This window comes from Bradyrhizobium sp. PUT101 (assembly GCF_052043945.1).
Taxonomy (GTDB): Bacteria; Pseudomonadota; Alphaproteobacteria; order Rhizobiales; family Xanthobacteraceae; genus Bradyrhizobium.
Genome location: NZ_CP197207.1, coordinates 986,793 through 1,003,090 on the forward strand (window position 1 = coordinate 986,793; position 16,298 = coordinate 1,003,090).

16 protein-coding genes are annotated in these 16,298 nt (G+C 63.8%); 5 read left to right on the forward strand and 11 right to left on the reverse strand.

Going from position 1 to position 16,298, the window contains the following annotated elements; all coding sequences use genetic code 11:
* Positions 1 to 266: 266 nt before the first annotated feature.
* The 4 genes from ACSHT2_RS04750 (at position 267) to ACSHT2_RS04765 (ending at position 4,395) form a co-directional block, all read left to right on the forward strand.
* Positions 267 to 671 carry a globin gene (locus ACSHT2_RS04750; RefSeq protein ID WP_440640596.1) on the forward strand — a complete coding sequence of 135 codons (405 nt, stop codon included), beginning with the start codon at positions 267 to 269 and terminating at the stop codon, positions 669 to 671.
* A gap of 140 nt (positions 672 to 811) precedes the next feature.
* Positions 812 to 1,834 (forward strand): sugar ABC transporter substrate-binding protein, encoded by a 1,023-nt coding sequence (locus ACSHT2_RS04755; RefSeq protein ID WP_440640597.1) that lies wholly within the window; start codon positions 812 to 814, stop codon positions 1,832 to 1,834.
* Between the two features lie 21 nt (positions 1,835 to 1,855).
* On the forward strand, positions 1,856 to 3,358 hold the full coding sequence (locus ACSHT2_RS04760) for a sugar ABC transporter ATP-binding protein (protein WP_440640598.1): 1,503 nt from the start codon (positions 1,856 to 1,858) through the stop codon (positions 3,356 to 3,358).
* Between the two features lie 11 nt (positions 3,359 to 3,369).
* The gene (locus ACSHT2_RS04765; RefSeq protein ID WP_440640599.1) at positions 3,370 to 4,395 is read left to right on the forward strand and encodes an ABC transporter permease; all 1,026 of its coding nucleotides are present in this window, start codon (positions 3,370 to 3,372) and stop codon (positions 4,393 to 4,395) included.
* Positions 4,396 to 4,719: 324 nt separating this feature from the next.
* On the opposite strand, the gene ACSHT2_RS04770 is transcribed toward ACSHT2_RS04765, so the two are convergent.
* Positions 4,720 to 5,421 carry an L-2-amino-thiazoline-4-carboxylic acid hydrolase gene (locus ACSHT2_RS04770; RefSeq protein ID WP_440640600.1) on the reverse strand — a complete coding sequence of 234 codons (702 nt, stop codon included), beginning with the start codon at positions 5,419 to 5,421 and terminating at the stop codon, positions 4,720 to 4,722.
* A gap of 45 nt (positions 5,422 to 5,466) precedes the next feature.
* Positions 5,467 to 5,793 carry a RidA family protein gene (locus ACSHT2_RS04775; protein ID WP_440640601.1) on the reverse strand — a complete coding sequence of 109 codons (327 nt, stop codon included), beginning with the start codon at positions 5,791 to 5,793 and terminating at the stop codon, positions 5,467 to 5,469.
* A gap of 193 nt (positions 5,794 to 5,986) precedes the next feature.
* Between ACSHT2_RS04775 and ACSHT2_RS04780 the strand changes: the two genes are divergently transcribed.
* Complete coding sequence (locus ACSHT2_RS04780; RefSeq protein WP_440640602.1) at positions 5,987 to 6,613, forward strand: LysR family transcriptional regulator; 627 nt, start codon at positions 5,987 to 5,989, stop codon at positions 6,611 to 6,613.
* Between the two features lie 53 nt (positions 6,614 to 6,666).
* Here the strand turns inward: ACSHT2_RS04780 and ACSHT2_RS04785 are convergent, their stop codons facing one another.
* From ACSHT2_RS04785 to nuoN, 9 genes are all read right to left on the reverse strand, one after another.
* Positions 6,667 to 8,427 (reverse strand): B12-binding domain-containing radical SAM protein, encoded by a 1,761-nt coding sequence (locus ACSHT2_RS04785; protein WP_440640603.1) that lies wholly within the window; start codon positions 8,425 to 8,427, stop codon positions 6,667 to 6,669.
* Between the two features lie 426 nt (positions 8,428 to 8,853).
* Positions 8,854 to 10,164 (reverse strand): S-methyl-5-thioribose kinase, encoded by a 1,311-nt coding sequence (gene mtnK, locus ACSHT2_RS04790; RefSeq protein WP_440640604.1) that lies wholly within the window; start codon positions 10,162 to 10,164, stop codon positions 8,854 to 8,856.
* Positions 10,165 to 10,305: 141 nt separating this feature from the next.
* Entirely contained in the window at positions 10,306 to 10,914 is a 609-nt protein-coding gene (locus ACSHT2_RS04795) for a methyltransferase domain-containing protein (RefSeq protein ID WP_440640605.1), read from the reverse strand.
* A 128-nt stretch (positions 10,915 to 11,042) separates the two neighbouring features.
* Positions 11,043 to 11,396, reverse strand: a complete 354-nt coding sequence (locus tag ACSHT2_RS04800) for a hypothetical protein (protein WP_440640606.1) — start codon at positions 11,394 to 11,396, stop codon at positions 11,043 to 11,045.
* A 209-nt stretch (positions 11,397 to 11,605) separates the two neighbouring features.
* Positions 11,606 to 11,881 carry a DUF1467 family protein gene (locus ACSHT2_RS04805; RefSeq protein ID WP_271529309.1) on the reverse strand — a complete coding sequence of 92 codons (276 nt, stop codon included), beginning with the start codon at positions 11,879 to 11,881 and terminating at the stop codon, positions 11,606 to 11,608.
* A gap of 9 nt (positions 11,882 to 11,890) precedes the next feature.
* Positions 11,891 to 12,295, reverse strand: a complete 405-nt coding sequence (gene mce / locus ACSHT2_RS04810; RefSeq protein WP_440640607.1) for a methylmalonyl-CoA epimerase — start codon at positions 12,293 to 12,295, stop codon at positions 11,891 to 11,893.
* Positions 12,296 to 12,361: 66 nt separating this feature from the next.
* The gene (locus ACSHT2_RS04815) at positions 12,362 to 14,032 is read right to left on the reverse strand and encodes a ribonuclease J (RefSeq protein WP_440640608.1); all 1,671 of its coding nucleotides are present in this window, start codon (positions 14,030 to 14,032) and stop codon (positions 12,362 to 12,364) included.
* Positions 14,032 to 14,838 (reverse strand): biotin--[acetyl-CoA-carboxylase] ligase, encoded by an 807-nt coding sequence (locus ACSHT2_RS04820; protein WP_440640609.1) that lies wholly within the window; start codon positions 14,836 to 14,838, stop codon positions 14,032 to 14,034. The genes ACSHT2_RS04815 and ACSHT2_RS04820 overlap by 1 nt, the downstream gene beginning before the upstream one ends.
* Position 14,839: 1 nt before the next feature.
* Positions 14,840 to 16,276 (reverse strand): NADH-quinone oxidoreductase subunit NuoN, encoded by a 1,437-nt coding sequence (gene nuoN / locus ACSHT2_RS04825; RefSeq protein WP_440640610.1) that lies wholly within the window; start codon positions 16,274 to 16,276, stop codon positions 14,840 to 14,842.
* Positions 16,277 to 16,298 lie beyond the last annotated feature (22 nt).

Sequence of the window (16,298 nt, forward strand, 5' to 3'; positions counted from 1 at the left end):
TCGTTTCGTTAACTGCTCGAATTTTGAACATTCGTTGCCGAAAATGATGACAAGTGAGAAAAGTTGATTTAGCATCTCCCTTGCTCAGGCTGGCCGCGAGGTCGAAGTCTGGTGGTCCAAGTCTCGGGAGGAGCCCCTGGCGCGCAAAACGCAGCGTCGCCCCGTCAATCAAGAGCAAATCTTAGAATCGGGGATAATAGGGTCGACACAATTTTCGAGCGGGGCCAGGGCCCCGCTCTTTTTTTGCCCGCGCGGCTGAACTGCCGATGAACACGGCCTCTCATCCAATCCAGGACAGCTTCGAACGCGCGGCCTCACGCTGCGGCGATCTCACCCCGCACGTCTATCAACGGCTGTTCGAGCTGCGCCCGGAAACGCAGGCGATGTTCCGTTCGAAAGGCAGCGAGTTCGTGAAGGGATCGATGCTCGCGTTGACGATCGAAGCGATCCTCGACTTCGCCGGTGAGCGCCGCGGGCATTTCCGGCTGATCGCCTGCGAGATCGCCTCGCATGATGCTTACGGCACGCCGCGCGAGCTGTTCATCGCGTTCTTCGCCGTCGTCAGGGATACGCTCCGCGATCTGCTTGACGATGAATGGACGCCGGAAATCGCGCAGGCCTGGGATAGATTGCTCGCGGATATCGACGCATTCGCCGCCGCTCCGGCCTGACGCTTTGCGCTGCACCAACACTGGCTGCGGCGATCTCGCGGTTGATTGCAGATTGAGTGCCAACAACTCTTGTGAGAGACTTTCGGAGATCGGTCGCGCAGGCAATGACGCGCCGACGACAAAATACATGGGAGCGAGCGATGTCCGGGACGAAAGATTTCTCGACGACGAGGCGCGATCTTCTTCAGGCGGCAGCGACCGCCGGCGCCGCAACTGCCATCTTCGGCAGCATGGGCATAAACCCTGCACTGGCCGCCGCAGTCGGACGCAGCGAAAAGCCGCTAAAGGCGGCGTTCTCCAATGCAGGCCTCCAGGCCACCTGGTGCGCGCAGGGAAAGCAGGCCGCGGAGTTCTGGGGCAAGCTGTTCAACGTCGAGGTGACCTGGTTCGACGGCCAGCTCGACGCGGTGAAGCAACGCGCGGCGATCGACAACATGGCCTCGCAGAAATGGGACTTCGTCGCGATCCAGGCCTTCGGCATCGGCACCCTCACCCAGCCGGTGCAGAAGATGATCGACGCCGGCACGCCCGTGATCGACATGGACACGCTGATTGCGCCTCTCGATCAGATCAACGTCCACTCCTTCCTCGCGCCCGATAACGAGTTCATGGGCGCCTCGGTGACGCAGGCGCTGTGCAACGCCATGGGCGGCAAGGGCAAGATCATCATGACGCAGGGCGCGCTCGGCCATACCGGCGCGCAAGGACGGGCCAAGGGCTTCAATACGGTGGTCAAGCAATTCCCCGGCATCGAGGTGCTCGACACCCAGCCGGCCGACTGGGACGTCTCCAAGACCGCCCGCCTCTGGGAAACGTACCTGACGAAATACCCGCAGATCGACGCGGCGTTCTTCCACAATGACGACATGGCGCTCGCCGCCGCCAACATCATGAAGGCGCGAGGCCGCACCAACATCCTGATCGGCGGCGTCGATGCCATGCCGCCGGCGATCCAGGCGGTGAGCGAAGGCCGCATGTTCGCCACGGTGCGCAATCCGTCCTGCCGCATCCATGGCGGCGCCATCATCGCAGGCGTGTCGGCCGTGGTCGGCGGCGAGAAGAGCGGACAGGGGATCCCGAAGAACGTCGTCACCGACGGCCCGGTCGTCACCAAGGCCAACGCCGCCGGGATGCAGTGGATGCAGGACCACTTCCTGATCTGAGCCTCCAAGATCTGAACTTTCATGCCTGAGGCACAACAGCCCATCCTGGAACTTCAAGGCATCACGAAGAGCTTCGGCGGAGTCGAAGCGCTTCGTGGTGTCGACTTCGCGCTCTATTCCGGCGAGATCCATGGTCTCGTCGGTGAGAACGGCGCCGGAAAAAGCACGCTGATGAAGATCATCGCCGGCGTGCACACCGGGTTCTCCGGCCGCTTCCTGGTCGACGGGAAGGAGATGCATTTCCGCTCGGCCCGCGATGCGCATGCCGCCGGCATCGCCATGGTGCATCAGGAGCTCAGCGTTGCACCCGACCTGACGGTCGCGGAGAACGTCTTCCTGGGCAACCAGCCGACCAACCGGCTTGGCCTCGTGCAATGGCGGCGGATGGCGCGCGAGGCGGGCGAGCAGCTCGCGCGCTTCGGCATCGACGTCGATCCGATGAGCAGGCTCGGGGATCTCCCGATCGGGCTGCAGCAGCTGATCGAGATCGCGCGCGTGCTGTTCTCCGGCGCACGCATCGTCATCCTGGACGAGCCGACCTCAGCCCTCTCCCCGCCCGAAGTCGAGCGGCTGTTCGCCACGCTCAAGCGGCTGCGCGAGGGTGGCACTGCAATCATCTTCATCTCACATTTCATCGAGGATATTCTGCGCGTGTCCGACACGGTGACCGTGTTTCGGAACGGGCGGAAGGTCGCGGAGACGGCAAGCGCGGCAACCAGCAAAGGCGCGCTGATCGAGGCCATGATCGGCCGCGGCGGCGAGGCGCTCGAGCATAGCTACACCGACGACCTGATGCTGCCGCAGCCCAGCGACAGCAAGGTCGTTCTCAAGGTCGATCAGCTGTCGCTGTCCCGCAGCCTTCAGGACATCTCGTTCGAGGCGCGCGCGGGCGAAGTGCTCGGCATCTACGGCTTCATGGGCTGCGGCCAGCAGGAGCTGTCGCGCATCCTGTTCGGCAAGCTGAAACCGGACGGCGGCACGCTTGCCGTCGAGGGCACGCCAAGAACCTTCGCCAGCACGGCAGCGGCGCGGCGCGCCGGCGTGGCGCTGGTGCCGGAGAGCCGGCGCGACATGTTGTTTCACCAGGAGCCGGTCTACAAGAACATCTCGATCAGCATTCTGGACCGCATCTCGTCCCTGCTGCTCAAGCCGGCGCGGGAACGCGAGATCGCCAAGCGCCAGGTCGAGCAGCTGCAGATCCGGCCGCCGGTGGTCGGCCTCGATCTCGGCATGCTCTCTGGCGGCAACCAGCAGAAGGTCGCGCTGGCGAAATGGCTGACCTATCCGCCCAAGCTCCTGGTGCTGTGCGAGCCGACCCGCGGCATGGATGTCGGCGCCAAGAACGACGTCATCAACATCGTGCGCGACCTCCGCACCAGGGGGCTCGCCGTCATCGTGCTGTCGACCGAGCCGGAAACGGTGCTGTCGCTGGCCGACCGCATCCTCGTGCTCAAGCGCGGCGCAGTGGTGCGGGAATTCAGGAACGAGCCGGTCAGCAAGGACCGCCTGCTGGAAGCGGCGTGACGGAGAAGCACATGAGCAGCGAGACGGCTTTGGCGACAGGACGGCGGGCGCGGGGCCTTGCGCCCTTCCTGCGCTCGCAGATGCGCAACATCGCCCCCTTCCTGACGCTGATCTTCCTCACCGCCTTCTTCGCCTTCGCCAGCCCCTCCTTCGCGACACTCGACAATCTCGGCAACATCCTGACGCAGGTGTCGGTCACAGGCATCATCGCGGTCGGCCTCACCTTCGTGATCCTCTGCGCCGAGATCGACCTGTCGATCGCCAGCATCGCCAACGTCACGGGCATCGCAGTCGCCTACTTCACGCTGCAGGAATCCTACGTCAACATCGCCAACATCCCCCTGCCCGGCGTGGTCGCGATCATCCTGTCGATCCTGCTCTGCGCCCTGCTCGGCCTCGTGAATGCGCTTGGCCTGACCGTGATCGGCATCCCCTCCTTCATCATGACGCTGGCGATGATGCAGATCGCGGCCGGCATCTCCGCGCTGCTGGTGCGCGGCCAGATCGCCTACAAGGTGCCGAGCCTGATCACGACCCTCGGCTCCGGCTCGATCGGGGGCATCCCCTGGATCGTCATCGTCGCCGCGCTGATGCTGCTCGGCGGCCATCTGGTGCTGACCTACACGCGCTTCGGCCGCTACGTCTACATGGTCGGGGGCAACCGCGAGGCGGCCGAATATTCCGGCCTCAACGTCAAGCTCATCCTCGGCGCTGTGATGGTGATCTCGGCGGTCTGCTCAGGCATCGGCGGCATGCTCGGCGTGGCCCATTTCGGCAGCGCGCAGCAGAACGAATTCGACACCTACCTGCTCGATTCCATCGCGGCCGTCGTGGTCGGCGGCACCAGCCTGTTCGGCGGCCGCGGCGGCATCGGCAACACCATCGTCGGCCTGTTCGTCCTCGGCGTGCTCAACAACGGCCTCGACCACGTCAACATCGACAGCTTCCTGAAGATCCTGATCCGCGGCCTGATCCTCTTGGCGGCGCTGGTCATCAACGTCTATGCGCAGCGCTTAAGGGAAAAGGCGGCGGACTAGACGGCGCTCAAAACAAAACCGCGAAAACAACCCCATGCACAGTAGCCGGCGCTAATGGAATCAATGACTTGCCGGCGACGCCGCAAAGATGCGGATTTTTCGAAGTGACTTTGACTCGTCGGGCAAAACAGGGGTATGATGTCATTATGGCGGTTGCTCCGATCAGTCGTGGCTTACCCCGTCATTGCGAGCAGCGAAACAATCCAGGATCTCTCCGCGGAGACAGTCTGGATTGCTTCCGCCTTCGCCAAGGCTTCGGCGGACAAGTCGCTGCGCTCACAATGACGACGCGGCAGCGGCAGCGCTGAACAACGCGCGGAACGTTTAACTCCCGATCTCCCGGTCGGGTGGCAGCCGCGAAAATCGAAAATTGCAATGGCTGGCGCCGCCAGCCAGCGTCTGCGTCCTTTCCAGACGGATACCTCGCGTGGCGTAGGCATCGAAATCGAGGCCACAGATGTTCGGCAAAATCTCCGTGTCGCCATGTCGCGCCGCGAGCTTGCAGAACCCGCAGGCCCGGTAGTTGATGCCGAATTCAAATTCGTCTCCTGGACCCGGCTCTACGAAATCGTAGACGAAGTCCTCCGGAAACTCCTTCTGATGGCTCTCCGAAGCGCTCCTCACAGCCTGCTCGCGCAGCAATGCCTGGTTCTCGGACGACATGAACTGACGTCCCGAGGCAAGGCGTTCCGCTTCCGACACGGTGAGCAATTGCGCCTTGTAGGTCTCCCGCTCGATCTCACCGATCACCGGCACCGGCACGCCGTGGCGCCGGAGCACCCGACTGATGGCCATGAAACCGGTCAGGCGCATGAAGAAATCGCTCATGCGGCTCGTCGCACCCCCGACATAGGGCATCTGAGTGAGGACAATCTCGAATTCGTCCATAACTTCCTGCCTGATCCCGTGGAGATCGGAGAGACGCGCGCGCTCGCGCAGCATCGCCTCCGCGATGTCGAGGCGAGCTCGCATGGCGGCCTCCATTGCTTCCCGATGCGTCTGATAGAAGGGATGGATCTCAGCCATTGGACACCTGATATGATTGGCTCTGCGACGCCGGCGGCGCCGGCTTCACTCCGCGGCGATCGCCTCGATCTCCAGCAGCCATTTATTATCGACGGTTTGCGCAATCATGACCGTTAGCGCGGGTTCGTGGCCCGCCAGCATCTTGCGGCGGACGGCACGATTGGGCACGACTTGACTGAGGTCAGTCAGGAACGTGGTGACCTTGACCAGATGCGTGACGCCGAGGCCGGCAGCAGCGAGCACCTCGATGACATTGCGCCAGGCCTGCTCGCATTGCGCTTCGAAACCTTCAGGCACGCTGCCATCGGATTTCCCCGGCACCTGGCCGCTGATAAACAGCAGGCGGCGATGCTGACTGAGTTCAAGTCCCATGCTGTAACCACCGGCGGGCGCATGGACCGTTGCGGGATTGTGGCTGACGATGTGAGCTGGGGACATAGGTCTTTCCGGATTACGCGTTGACCGTATCCGGCGGCAGCGCCGCGCCGCAAAGCATCATTCCTGCGGTTCAGCGCAAGAAAATCTATTGCAAGGGCTCAGTTCATCAGTGTCAAACTGCGTTGCGATGACCTACGCCCTTCCCCCGCTCAATGCGCTCCGCGCCTTCGAGGCTGCCGCCCGGCATCTCAGCTTCAAGCTCGCCGCGCACGAGCTGCACGTGACGCCAGCCGCCGTGGGGCAGCAGGTGAAGGCGCTGGAATCGCGCCTCGGCGTGCAGTTGTTCGAGCGGCTGCATAAGCAGCTCATCCTCACCGCGGCAGGCCGGTCCTATTTGCCCGGAATATCCGAGGGTTTTCGCCACATTGCGGAGGCGACCTCGCAATTGAAGCCGCCAGGTGCGGTGCAGCTGCACCTGGGAGTCCACGGCGGCATCGACCTGCGCCGCCTGGAACTGGCGGAATTTCGCAGCGCGCATGCAGAGATCGGTTTGCGCGTCCTGCAGCCGGCCGGCCTGCACGAGCTCGTCGAGGGCAAGGTGGACCTCTTAATTGCCCGCGGCGTGAGCCACCATCCGGGCTATCGCTGCGAGCGGATCAATGAGGGGGCAGGCGTGGGCGATTGGCTGATTGCGCCTGAAGGCACCGCGGACTGTCCCGAGATCATCAGTTTTCGCGCGTGGCTACGCGCCCTGCCCGCGGCGAAACCGCTCGCAATTCGCCGCCCACGTCTGGTCGGCGGCGTCGGGAGTTGAGGGTGCCCAACGTGCGTGCCGAGGCCCAGGGCTGCCGTTCAACTCAACGCACCCTATCCCCCGGCTAACTTAGGTTTCTGTGCCTCTTCGATATGCCGCCGCTGATCGAGAAACGCCTGGCTGGACCGCGTCTTGTACAAATCCAGACTCGCGGTCTCGTCAGCCTGCAGTGTGATCGCCGCATCGACATAGGCGAGCCGGTGCGGATCCGACTTGACCTTGCGCGCCAGCCGGTGGAGGCGCAGAGCGAGCGAAGCCCATTGTACGGCCTTCACGACGGTGTCGGCGGCATAGCGAGGATAAAACGACCAGGCCGGCTCGACCGGCAGATGCGGACGGCGCTCGTCGCGGCTCTTCAGCCGCAGCACACCTCCCTCGAGCGGATGGACGCGCTCGATGGGATGGTAGCCTTTGAAATAGAGCGCGTAGGTGCCGATCTTGCCGACATTATTGCCCGTCGCCGCGGCACGCCGCATCAGCGTCTCGATGTGCTCCCAGCTGTAATAGGTGTTCCAGGCGAGCTCGTAGGCCCGCTCCCAGTCCGCCCTGGACATGGCGGGGTGGTCCGTCGTGACGTGGTCCAGGTCGTATTTGTTGAGGTCGGCATCCATCGCGACGCCCTTCAGGTAGAGCGTCTTGTGGTCTTCCGAGCCCGGCAGCGGCGTCAGGAAGAAGAACTCCAGCATGTCGATCGGCAGCTCATGCTTGATGATCTCGATGTCGCGGACGATCGATTCCGGCGTGTCGTTGGGAAAGCCAATAATGTAGCCGCCGACGGTCATGATCCTGGCCTTCTTCCAGGCCATCATCATCTCGCGATAGTCGGTGATCTTGTTCTGCCGCTTCTTGGCGCCGAGCAGACTGTCCGGGTTGATGTTCTCGAGGCCAATGAAGCATCGCCGGACGCCGGCCTTGGCGCATTTCTCGATGAAGTTGGGCAGCTTGTGGCAGAGCGTGTCGACCTGGATCGTGAAACGAAGGTCCCAGCCCTCCTTCTCGCGCAGCGCGATGATGCGGTCGAGCAAAATTTCCCAATCCTTGTTGCGCGCAAAATTGTCGTCGGTGAGAAAGAAGGCAAAGACGCCCTGAGCGACGTTGGCGCGGATCACGGCCTCGATGTCGTCGGCGCTGCGGCGTCGCGACTTGCGGCCCTGCACGTTGATAATGGTGCAGAACGAGCACTGGAACGGGCAGCCGCGCCCCGCATCGAAGCTCGTGGTGTGGCCGATGACCCGTCCGATCTGCTGGCGGGGAATGATCGGCAAAGGCTGGCTCTCCAGGTGCGGCAGATCCTCGATGTAGTTGTAGAGAGGCCGCAACCGCCCGGCGACCGCATCCTGCAACAGCTCCTCGAGCCGTCCCTCGGCTTCGCCTGCGAAGACCGACACACCGAGATCCATCATCTCCTGAACGCCGGCATCCCGCTCCGGCAACATCGAGAGGGTGCCGGATACATGGAAGCCGCCGATCGCAACGTGGATGCCGAGCTTGCGAAACTGCCTCGCCAGATCGAGCGATCGGGGAAACTGGTTGGACTGGACCCCGACCAGCATCACCATGCCGGCCTCAGCGGCCTTGATCGCGCGCGCCAGATCCGCGACGCGCACCTTCCAGTTGGTCTCATCGATGGCGTCGATCTCGATGTCGCAATCGGGCCCGAGAACCCCGCGTTCGCGACAATCGAGCGCGATGCCGTAAAGGCAGGCTAGCGAATTCGAAGGCAGGCCGCCGCGCCACCATCGAATGACATAGCCTTCGTCGTCGTAATGTGACGGCTTGATCAGAACAAGCCGGAAAGTCTTGTTCTTCCTCATGAGCAACGGGTAGCTCGATCTCGGTCAAAGGCCAACTGGTTTCCGCCAGCTCCTCGCGAAAAGACGATGAGCTGTGGCCCGAAAACATCCTGTCAGCTGACCGCAGACGGCGCCATGGCAGGTTGAAAGTGCGAAGCGGTTTTCCGGAAAGGTCATGCGCAAACAACGACCTAAAGCGCGATGATTGCTGATCCAAGTCTCATCTCGCTTTAGCGCGCAAGACGTCCGCTCCGGGTCACGCGCGATAATGCTCTGATTGATCGCAAGATTTCCCCATGCCCCTTTGCGCTGACATGTTCGACCCTGGTGAGTACACGCCCTGGTGGAAATGGACGTCGCCTTCCCCCCATCGGCGCATTGGCCCAGCGCCCTGGCGCATCGCGCGAGCATGTCGAAGTGACCCCTGACGGACGGAGAAGCTCCGTCTCAGCCAGACAATTCCGGCTGCCAATCGCGCAGTTTTCGCGCGGCGCCGGTGACGTCGGCGATCACCGAAAATGCGTCCGTCTCTACCATCATTGCGCGTGCGAGTCGCACGGCACGCGCCTCGCTGGTTGCGCGCCTCCGCGGGTCCTCGATCAGCTCGAAGTCGATGTTGTGGGCGAGACCGAAGATGCGGCGGATGATCTTGGCGGCGGCGAAGCCGACCGTGTCGGCGAACAGCCGTTGCATGTAGGCGTGGCGCTCGGCTTCAAGACGTGCGGCGCCCTGCTCACCGGCGAAAAGGGAGGCGGGATAGGCGTCGCCGGCGGCTTCACCGCGCCAGAGGTCGAGGAATTTGCGGGAAAACTCATTCCAGACCTGCTCGACCGTCTCCAGCACCCAGCCTTCGAACGCCTGCCGCTCGCCCGGTGCGCGTTCATGACCGGCGGAGGCGAAATAGGCCATCAAGAGGTTCGCCAGCACCGCGCCGACGTCGAATCCCATCGGACCATAGAACGCAAATTCCGGGTCGATCACCCGCGTGTGGCTTTCCGTCACCATGATCGAGCCGGTGTGGAGGTCGCCGTGGATCAGCGCCTCGGGGCTCGCCATGAACTTCAGCTTCAAGCGCGAGATCGCGACATGCAATTCCATGTCCTCGCGCAAGGCCGCCGCCAGGCCGTCGAGATAAGGGGCGGTCCAGCGGTTCTGTTCGGCGATGCGGTACGGTTCGGTGAAGATCAGATCCTCCGTGATCTTGCACAATGCGTGGTTGCCGGCAAAGGCCGCGATGCCCTCTTTCTTCTCGGCGGCGGAGAGCGCGAGGTCGGAGGTGAAGAACAAGGTCCTTGCCATGAACGTGGTGATGTCGTCCACGAAGCGCGGATATTGCGTTGCAGCGACCAGCCCCTTGCGCATGATGATGTGGGGTTCGAGCAGCTCCATCACCGTCAAGGCCAGCGTCTCGTTGTGATGCAGCACGGCCGGCACGAGGCCGGGCGCGAGTTCAGCCTGCCGCGTCAGCGCCAGGTATTCGTAATGAGCGCGTGACAGCGGCAGCGGCCAGCTTTCACCGACAAGACGGACATAGGGCAGCGCCTGCTTCACCGCGACGCCGCCGCGCGCACCCTTCACGATGAAGACGAGATTGAGATTGCCGTCCCCGACCTCGATGATCGCCCAGGAGGACGGTTCACCACCGAGTCCGGCCGCAAGCATGGGAACTCGGGCGATGTAATCCCGCAGGTCGGGTTCATGGAGAATTCGATAGTCTTCCTGCCGCGGATCAACCAATGGTCGGTGCGCTGAACTCATGCCGGTCCCCCCGTGCCGGCGCTGGAGTAGTTGTCGACTCCCGTTTCAGGAATTCAAGCCGGCCGCTTCTTTGACCGCCATCCTATCCATAAGGCGCGACCTGCGGCTAGCGCGACTCCTGCCGCGACTTGCCGCAGCGTCTCAAAGGCGCTGCGCCAGCCAGATGGTGTGCCCACCGCAATCGGGATCCTCGATCGCATGCGACACGACGCGGAATCCATTCCGGTCCAGCAGTGAACGATATTCGGCCGGATCCAGGCTGGCATGATACAGCGGCTCGCCGCCGAACATACCGATCGCCTCGCCCTGCGCCGGGCCACTTGTGAACATCAGCGCCGCATCCGGCTTCGCGTGGTCGCGAAAGATCGGGAACATGCGGCGCTGGTCCTCAAAACAGAGGTGGAAGAAGCTATCCCAGGCAATGATGCCGCAAAATTGCCGTCCCAACGCAAGCTGGCGCATATCGGCAACGATCCATTCCTGCTTCGGGAAACGCTGTCGGCACGCATCGATCATCGCCGGCGAGGAATCCACCCCGGTCACGGGATGATCAAGCCCGATCAGGTATCCCGCCATCGGCTCTGCCGAGCCGCAGCCGAGATCGAGGACGGAGCCGGCAGGCGGCAGCAGCGCACGGAAACGGTCGAGCCAAGCCTGTTCGAACAGACCGCTCCGTGCACGGCTGTCGATCCAGTCCGATGCCTTGCGCTGATAGAGATCGATGATGTGGTCGGCGGCTTGCGATGCCATTCGGGAGCTCACGCGCTTCGCTCGCGACTAAAGCGCGATGCGATGAGGATGAATCGTCATCGCGCTTTTGGTCGTTGTTCAAGCATGATCTTTTCGGAAAACCGCTGCGCACTTTTCCGGATCATGCTTTAGAAGGTCTCCCGCTCCAGGAAGCTCGAGCCGATATCGGCCTTCCTTTTGATCGGATCGAAATCACAATAGACGCCGTCCGCCACCAGCGTGTAGCTGGCGCTGACGGTGTATTTGTCGAGCTTGACCGAGTTCAGGCCGATCACCGAGGTGCTCTTGCCTCCGTTCCACCTGAACGGCGTCGAGCTCTTGGCCTGCTCGCAGACCATCACCGCCTCGTTGAAGACAGAGCCCTCGACGAACGCCTTCAGGGTGCGCACCTGCACGGCCATCTTCCATTCAAAATAGCCGATGGCGCCAAGGCCGGCGACGATCAGCACCAGAAGCGTGACGACGATACGCTGAAAAGTCATTTTTTTCCCCCGAACAATCAAACAAGCGCAAAATTCTAAGCACGCAGCGAGATGAAGCAAGCGCCTCGTCCTTCGAGACGACCGCTTCGCGGTCTCCTCAGGATGAGGCTAACCGACAGCGATGCGCGTTGAGACTGCTGCCGCGCACTCCTGTCCTCATCCTGAGGAGCCCGCAAAAGGCGGGCGTCTCGAAGGATGCCCCGATAGATCTAGAACGGCATTCCCATCAATTTCGACAGGCGCTCGATCGAGAGATAGCCGGCATGATAGGCCGCTACGCCGATGCCGTAGATCACCGCCGAGATGATCGTGGTCCAGATCAGCTTGCGGCCCATCCGCGTCAGGATCGGCGCGCCGGGGTCGGTGCCGGGTGCGCCGACGCCATCCTCGTGCTGACTGCGCACGCCAAACGGCAGCGTCAGGAACAGCGCGACCCACCAGATGACGAAGTAGATCGCAAGCGCTGTCGATATCTGAATGGCCATGGGGCGGCCTTACGCCTGCTCGATCTCGACCAGCGCGCCGGAAAAGTCCTTCGGGTGCAGGAACAGCACCGGCTTGCCGTGGGCGCCGATCTTCGGCACGCCGTCGCCGAGCACCCGCGCACCTTCCTTCACCAGCGTATCGCGCGAGGCGATGATGTCCACGACCTCGTAGCAGACATGGTGGATGCCGCCGTCGGCGTTGCGTTCGAGGAACTTCGCGATCGGCGAGGCCTCGCCAAGCGGCTCGATGAACTCGATCTTGGTGTTGGGCAAGGTCGCGAACACGGTGGTGACGCCGTGCTCGGGCAACGGCACGGCCTCCGAGATATCGGCCCCGAATGCCGCACCGTAGATCCTGGCGGCCTTGACCGCGTCCCTTGTCGCGATCGCGACATGGTTGAGGCGACCCAGCATGGTTCTTCTCCCTCAGCGCGTGATCCGGACAAGCGGCGGGCCGCCTTCCCGGAGATGCTGACACAATTACACTGTCAGTACGTGTACCAGACAGGGAGGCTTTTTGCCCCAATGTTCGTTGATCACGGCCCGGACCGCGCGTCGCACCGACTCGGCCAGGGCGTCGGGATCACGGCGGCGCGCCTTTGGCAGGCCCTCGATAGTGGACATCACGGCGTCGAAGACGATGTCGTCGAAGAGCTCGCCGGCCCTGTTCTTCTCGGGGATGCCGACGAGATCGACCTCGGGATCGTCGGCGAGCTCGCCCTGCCCGGTCATGGCGATGGCGACGAAGGCGCAGCCGGAAAAGGCCATGCGGCGACGCTCGATCACCGCGCGGGACTTGGAGTCCTCCAGGATCGTCCCGTCCTTGTAGAGACGGCCGAAAGGCACCTCCCCGACGATGCCGGGATCGCCGGGGCCGAGCTTGACGAGGTCACCGTCGCGGCAGACCAGCACGCGCGGCACGCCGGCGGCGCGCGCCAGTTTTGCGTGCTCGTGCAGATGCAGGGCCTCGCCATGGACGGGGATCAGGAGTTGCGGCTTCACCCAGGAGATCAGGTCGCGCAGTTCGTCGCGGCGGGGATGGCCGGAGACGTGGACCAGAGCGTCGCGGTCGGTGATGATCTCGATGCCCTGGAGCACGAGATTGTTGACGATCGAGCTGACAGCCTTCTCGTTGCCTGGAATGGTGCGCGAGGAGAAGATGACGCAGTCGCCGCGGTTGAGCGTGATCTCGGGATGGTCGTCGTTGGCGATGCGCGCCAGCGCCGCACGCGACTCGCCCTGGCTGCCGGTGCACAGGGCCAGCACCTTATCCTGCGGAAGGTGGCCGTAGACCTCGGGCGAACGGAAATTCTGCACGCCGTCGAGATAGCCGGTCTCGCGGGCGACCTGCACCACGCGCTCCATGGCGCGGCCGACCACGACGACCTCGCGGTCGGCGGCCTTCGCCGCGTCGGCGACCGCCTTGATGCGGGCGACGTTGGAGGCGAAGGTCGTCACCGCGACGCGGCCCTTGGCTGACTTGACGAGCTCGATGATGGTCCGGGCGACCTCGGCTTCCGACGGCGAGCGGCCGTCGCGCACGGCGTTGGTGGAATCGCCGATCAAGGCCAGCACGCCCTGCTCGCCCAATTCGCGCAGCCGCTTCTCGTCGGTCGGCGCTCCAAGGGTCGGAGTCGGGTCGATCTTCCAGTCGCCGGTATGCAGCACGATGCCGGCATCGGTGTGGATCGCCAGCGCATGGGCTTCCGGAATCGAATGCGCGACGGGAATGAACTCGACGTTGAACGGGCCGATATCGACGCGGCCGCCGGACGGGATCACGGTGACAGGGATCTCAGGCGCATTGCGCTCGGCAGCGCATTTGGCCTCGAACAGTGCCGCGCTGAACCTGGTGGCGTAGATCGGGCACTTCAGTTTCGGCCAGAGATCGATGATGGCGCCGAAATGGTCCTCATGGGCGTGGGTCAGCACGAGGCCCATCAGGTTCTTGCGCTCCTTCTCCAGGAAGCTGATGTCGGGCATGATCAGGTCGATGCCCGGCAGATGCTCCTCGTCGCCGAAGGACACGCCGAGATCGACCGCCAGCCAGGAGCGCTGGTGGCGGTTGCCGAGGCCGTAGATCGACAGGTTCATGCCGATCTCGCCGACGCCGCCGAGGGGTGCAAACACGAGTTCGTCAGGCCTTGCCATCACGCAGCTCCCACGGAGGCGACGGGGCCGAAGAACACCTCGCCCGCGGCCACCGGCACAAGGCGGCCCTCCGCGGTGCGGACGATCAGGCAGCCGGCGTCGTCGATGGTGTCAAAAATGCCTTCCAGCGTCATCGCTCCCGTGTGGATCGCGACCTTCTCCCCGAGGCCGGCAGCGCGCTCGAGCCAGAGCTTCCGGATCTCGGCAAAGCCGCGGCCATTGTCCCAGATCCCGCGGAATTCGACCCAGGCATCCGAGAGGGCCGAGAACAGCTCCTCCGCGCTGATCTGGACGCCGAGGGCGGCCAGCGACACCGCGGGCGTCGGGGTGCCCTCCGGTGCGGCCACGACGTTGGTGCCCATGCCAGCCACGACAGCGAGACCGTTGCCGACGGCCTCGGCCTCAAGGCCAATGCCGACCAGCTTCTGGCCGCCGGCCAGCACGTCGTTCGGCCATTTCAGGGCGTAGCGGGGGCGGCCCTCGCCGAGGCGCAGCGCGGCCTCGAGACTGACCTTCTCCAGCGCCGCCTCCTCCGCCAGTCCGGCGGCGAAGCCCAGCGTGGCGGCGACGGCCGGGGTAACGTCCATCACTTCGAGGATGCTGGCGGCCAGATTGCCGCGCGGCGCAATCCAGGCGCGCTGGCGACGACCGCGGCCGGCGGTCTGCTCCGACGTGACGAACCACATCGGGCCACGCTCGCCGGCCCTGGCGTGCTCGATCGCCTCGGTATTGGTCGAGCCGGTCCGCTCGAAAGCTGCGAGCTTGTAGCCCGCCGACAGTGCGCGAGGACCGAGCGTGAAAGCCATCCTAGAACAGCGACTTTGCCGCGGCGGAGGCGACGCTCACCACGGGACCTGCGAACAGCGCAAACAGGATGTTGAACAGGCCCGCGACCGCCAGCACCGTCCGCACTTCGATGCGCACTGGATCGACCTGGCCGGCCGGCTCGTCGAAGTACATCGTCTTGACGATGGCGAGGTAGTAATAGGCCCCCACCACGCTGGTCAGCACGCCGATGACGGCGAGCGTGAACAGGTTCGCCTTGATGGCGGCGACGAAGACGTACCATTTGGCGAAGAAGCCGGCGAGCGGCGGGATACCTGCGAGCGAGAACAGCAGCATCGCGAACATGAAGGCGAGCAGCGGATTGGTCCGCGACAGGCCGGCGAAATCGCTGATCTGCTCCACCGCCTGGCCGTTGCGCTTCATCGCAAGGATGATCGCGAACGAGCCGAGCGTCATCGCGACATAGATCACGATGTACATCAGGACGCCCTGCGCGCCCTCGACCGTGCCGGAGGCAAGGCCGACCAGCGCGAAGCCCATGTGGCCGATCGACGAATAAGCCATCAGGCGCTTGATGTTGGTCTGGCCGATCGCGGCGAAGGAGCCGAGCGCCATGGAGGCGATCGACACGAACACCAGGATCTGCTGCCACTGCGAGACGATGCCGGGGAATGCGGTCAGCGTCACGCGGGTGAAGACGGCGAGCGCGGCCACCTTCGGCGCCGAGGCGAAGAAGGCGGTGACCGGCGTCGGGGCGCCCTCATAGACGTCGGGCGTCCACATGTGGAACGGCACCGCGGAGACCTTGAAGCAGAGGCCGGCGAGCAGGAAGACGAGGCCGAAGACCAGGCCGACATTCGAGACCGTGGCCGCCGCGGCGATGCCGGTGAAGCTCACCGTGCCGGTGAAGCCGTAGATCAGCGAGGAGCCGTAGAGCAGCATGCCCGAGGACAGCGCGCCGAGCACGAAATACTTCAAGCCGGCTTCGGTCGACTTGGCATTGTCGCGGTTCGAGGCCGCCACGACGTAGAGCGCCAGCGACATCAGCTCGAGGCCGAGATAGAGCGAGATCAGGTCGCCGGCCGAGATCAGCACCATCATGCCGAGCGTCGAGAGCAGCACCAGGATCGAATATTCGAAGATGCGGCGCGACGGGTCGGACAGGAACTCGGTCGACAGGATCAGCGTCACCGCCGAGCCGATCAGGGCCAGGGTCTTCATGAAGCGGGCGAAGTCGTCGGCGATGAAGCTGCCGCCGAAGGTCACCTGCTTGCCCGCGGGCTGCATGTAGACGAGCGCGCCGACCACGATCAGGAGCACCACCGACAGCAACGTGACCGTCCTGGTCGTCTCCTGCCCGCGATAGGCTCCCAGCATCAGAAGCGCCATCGCGCCGACCGCGAGCACGAGCTCGGGCAGCACCGGCGCCAGTTGATAACCTGCAGTCTCAAAGCTCATGGCGATATCCTGACCTGCCCGA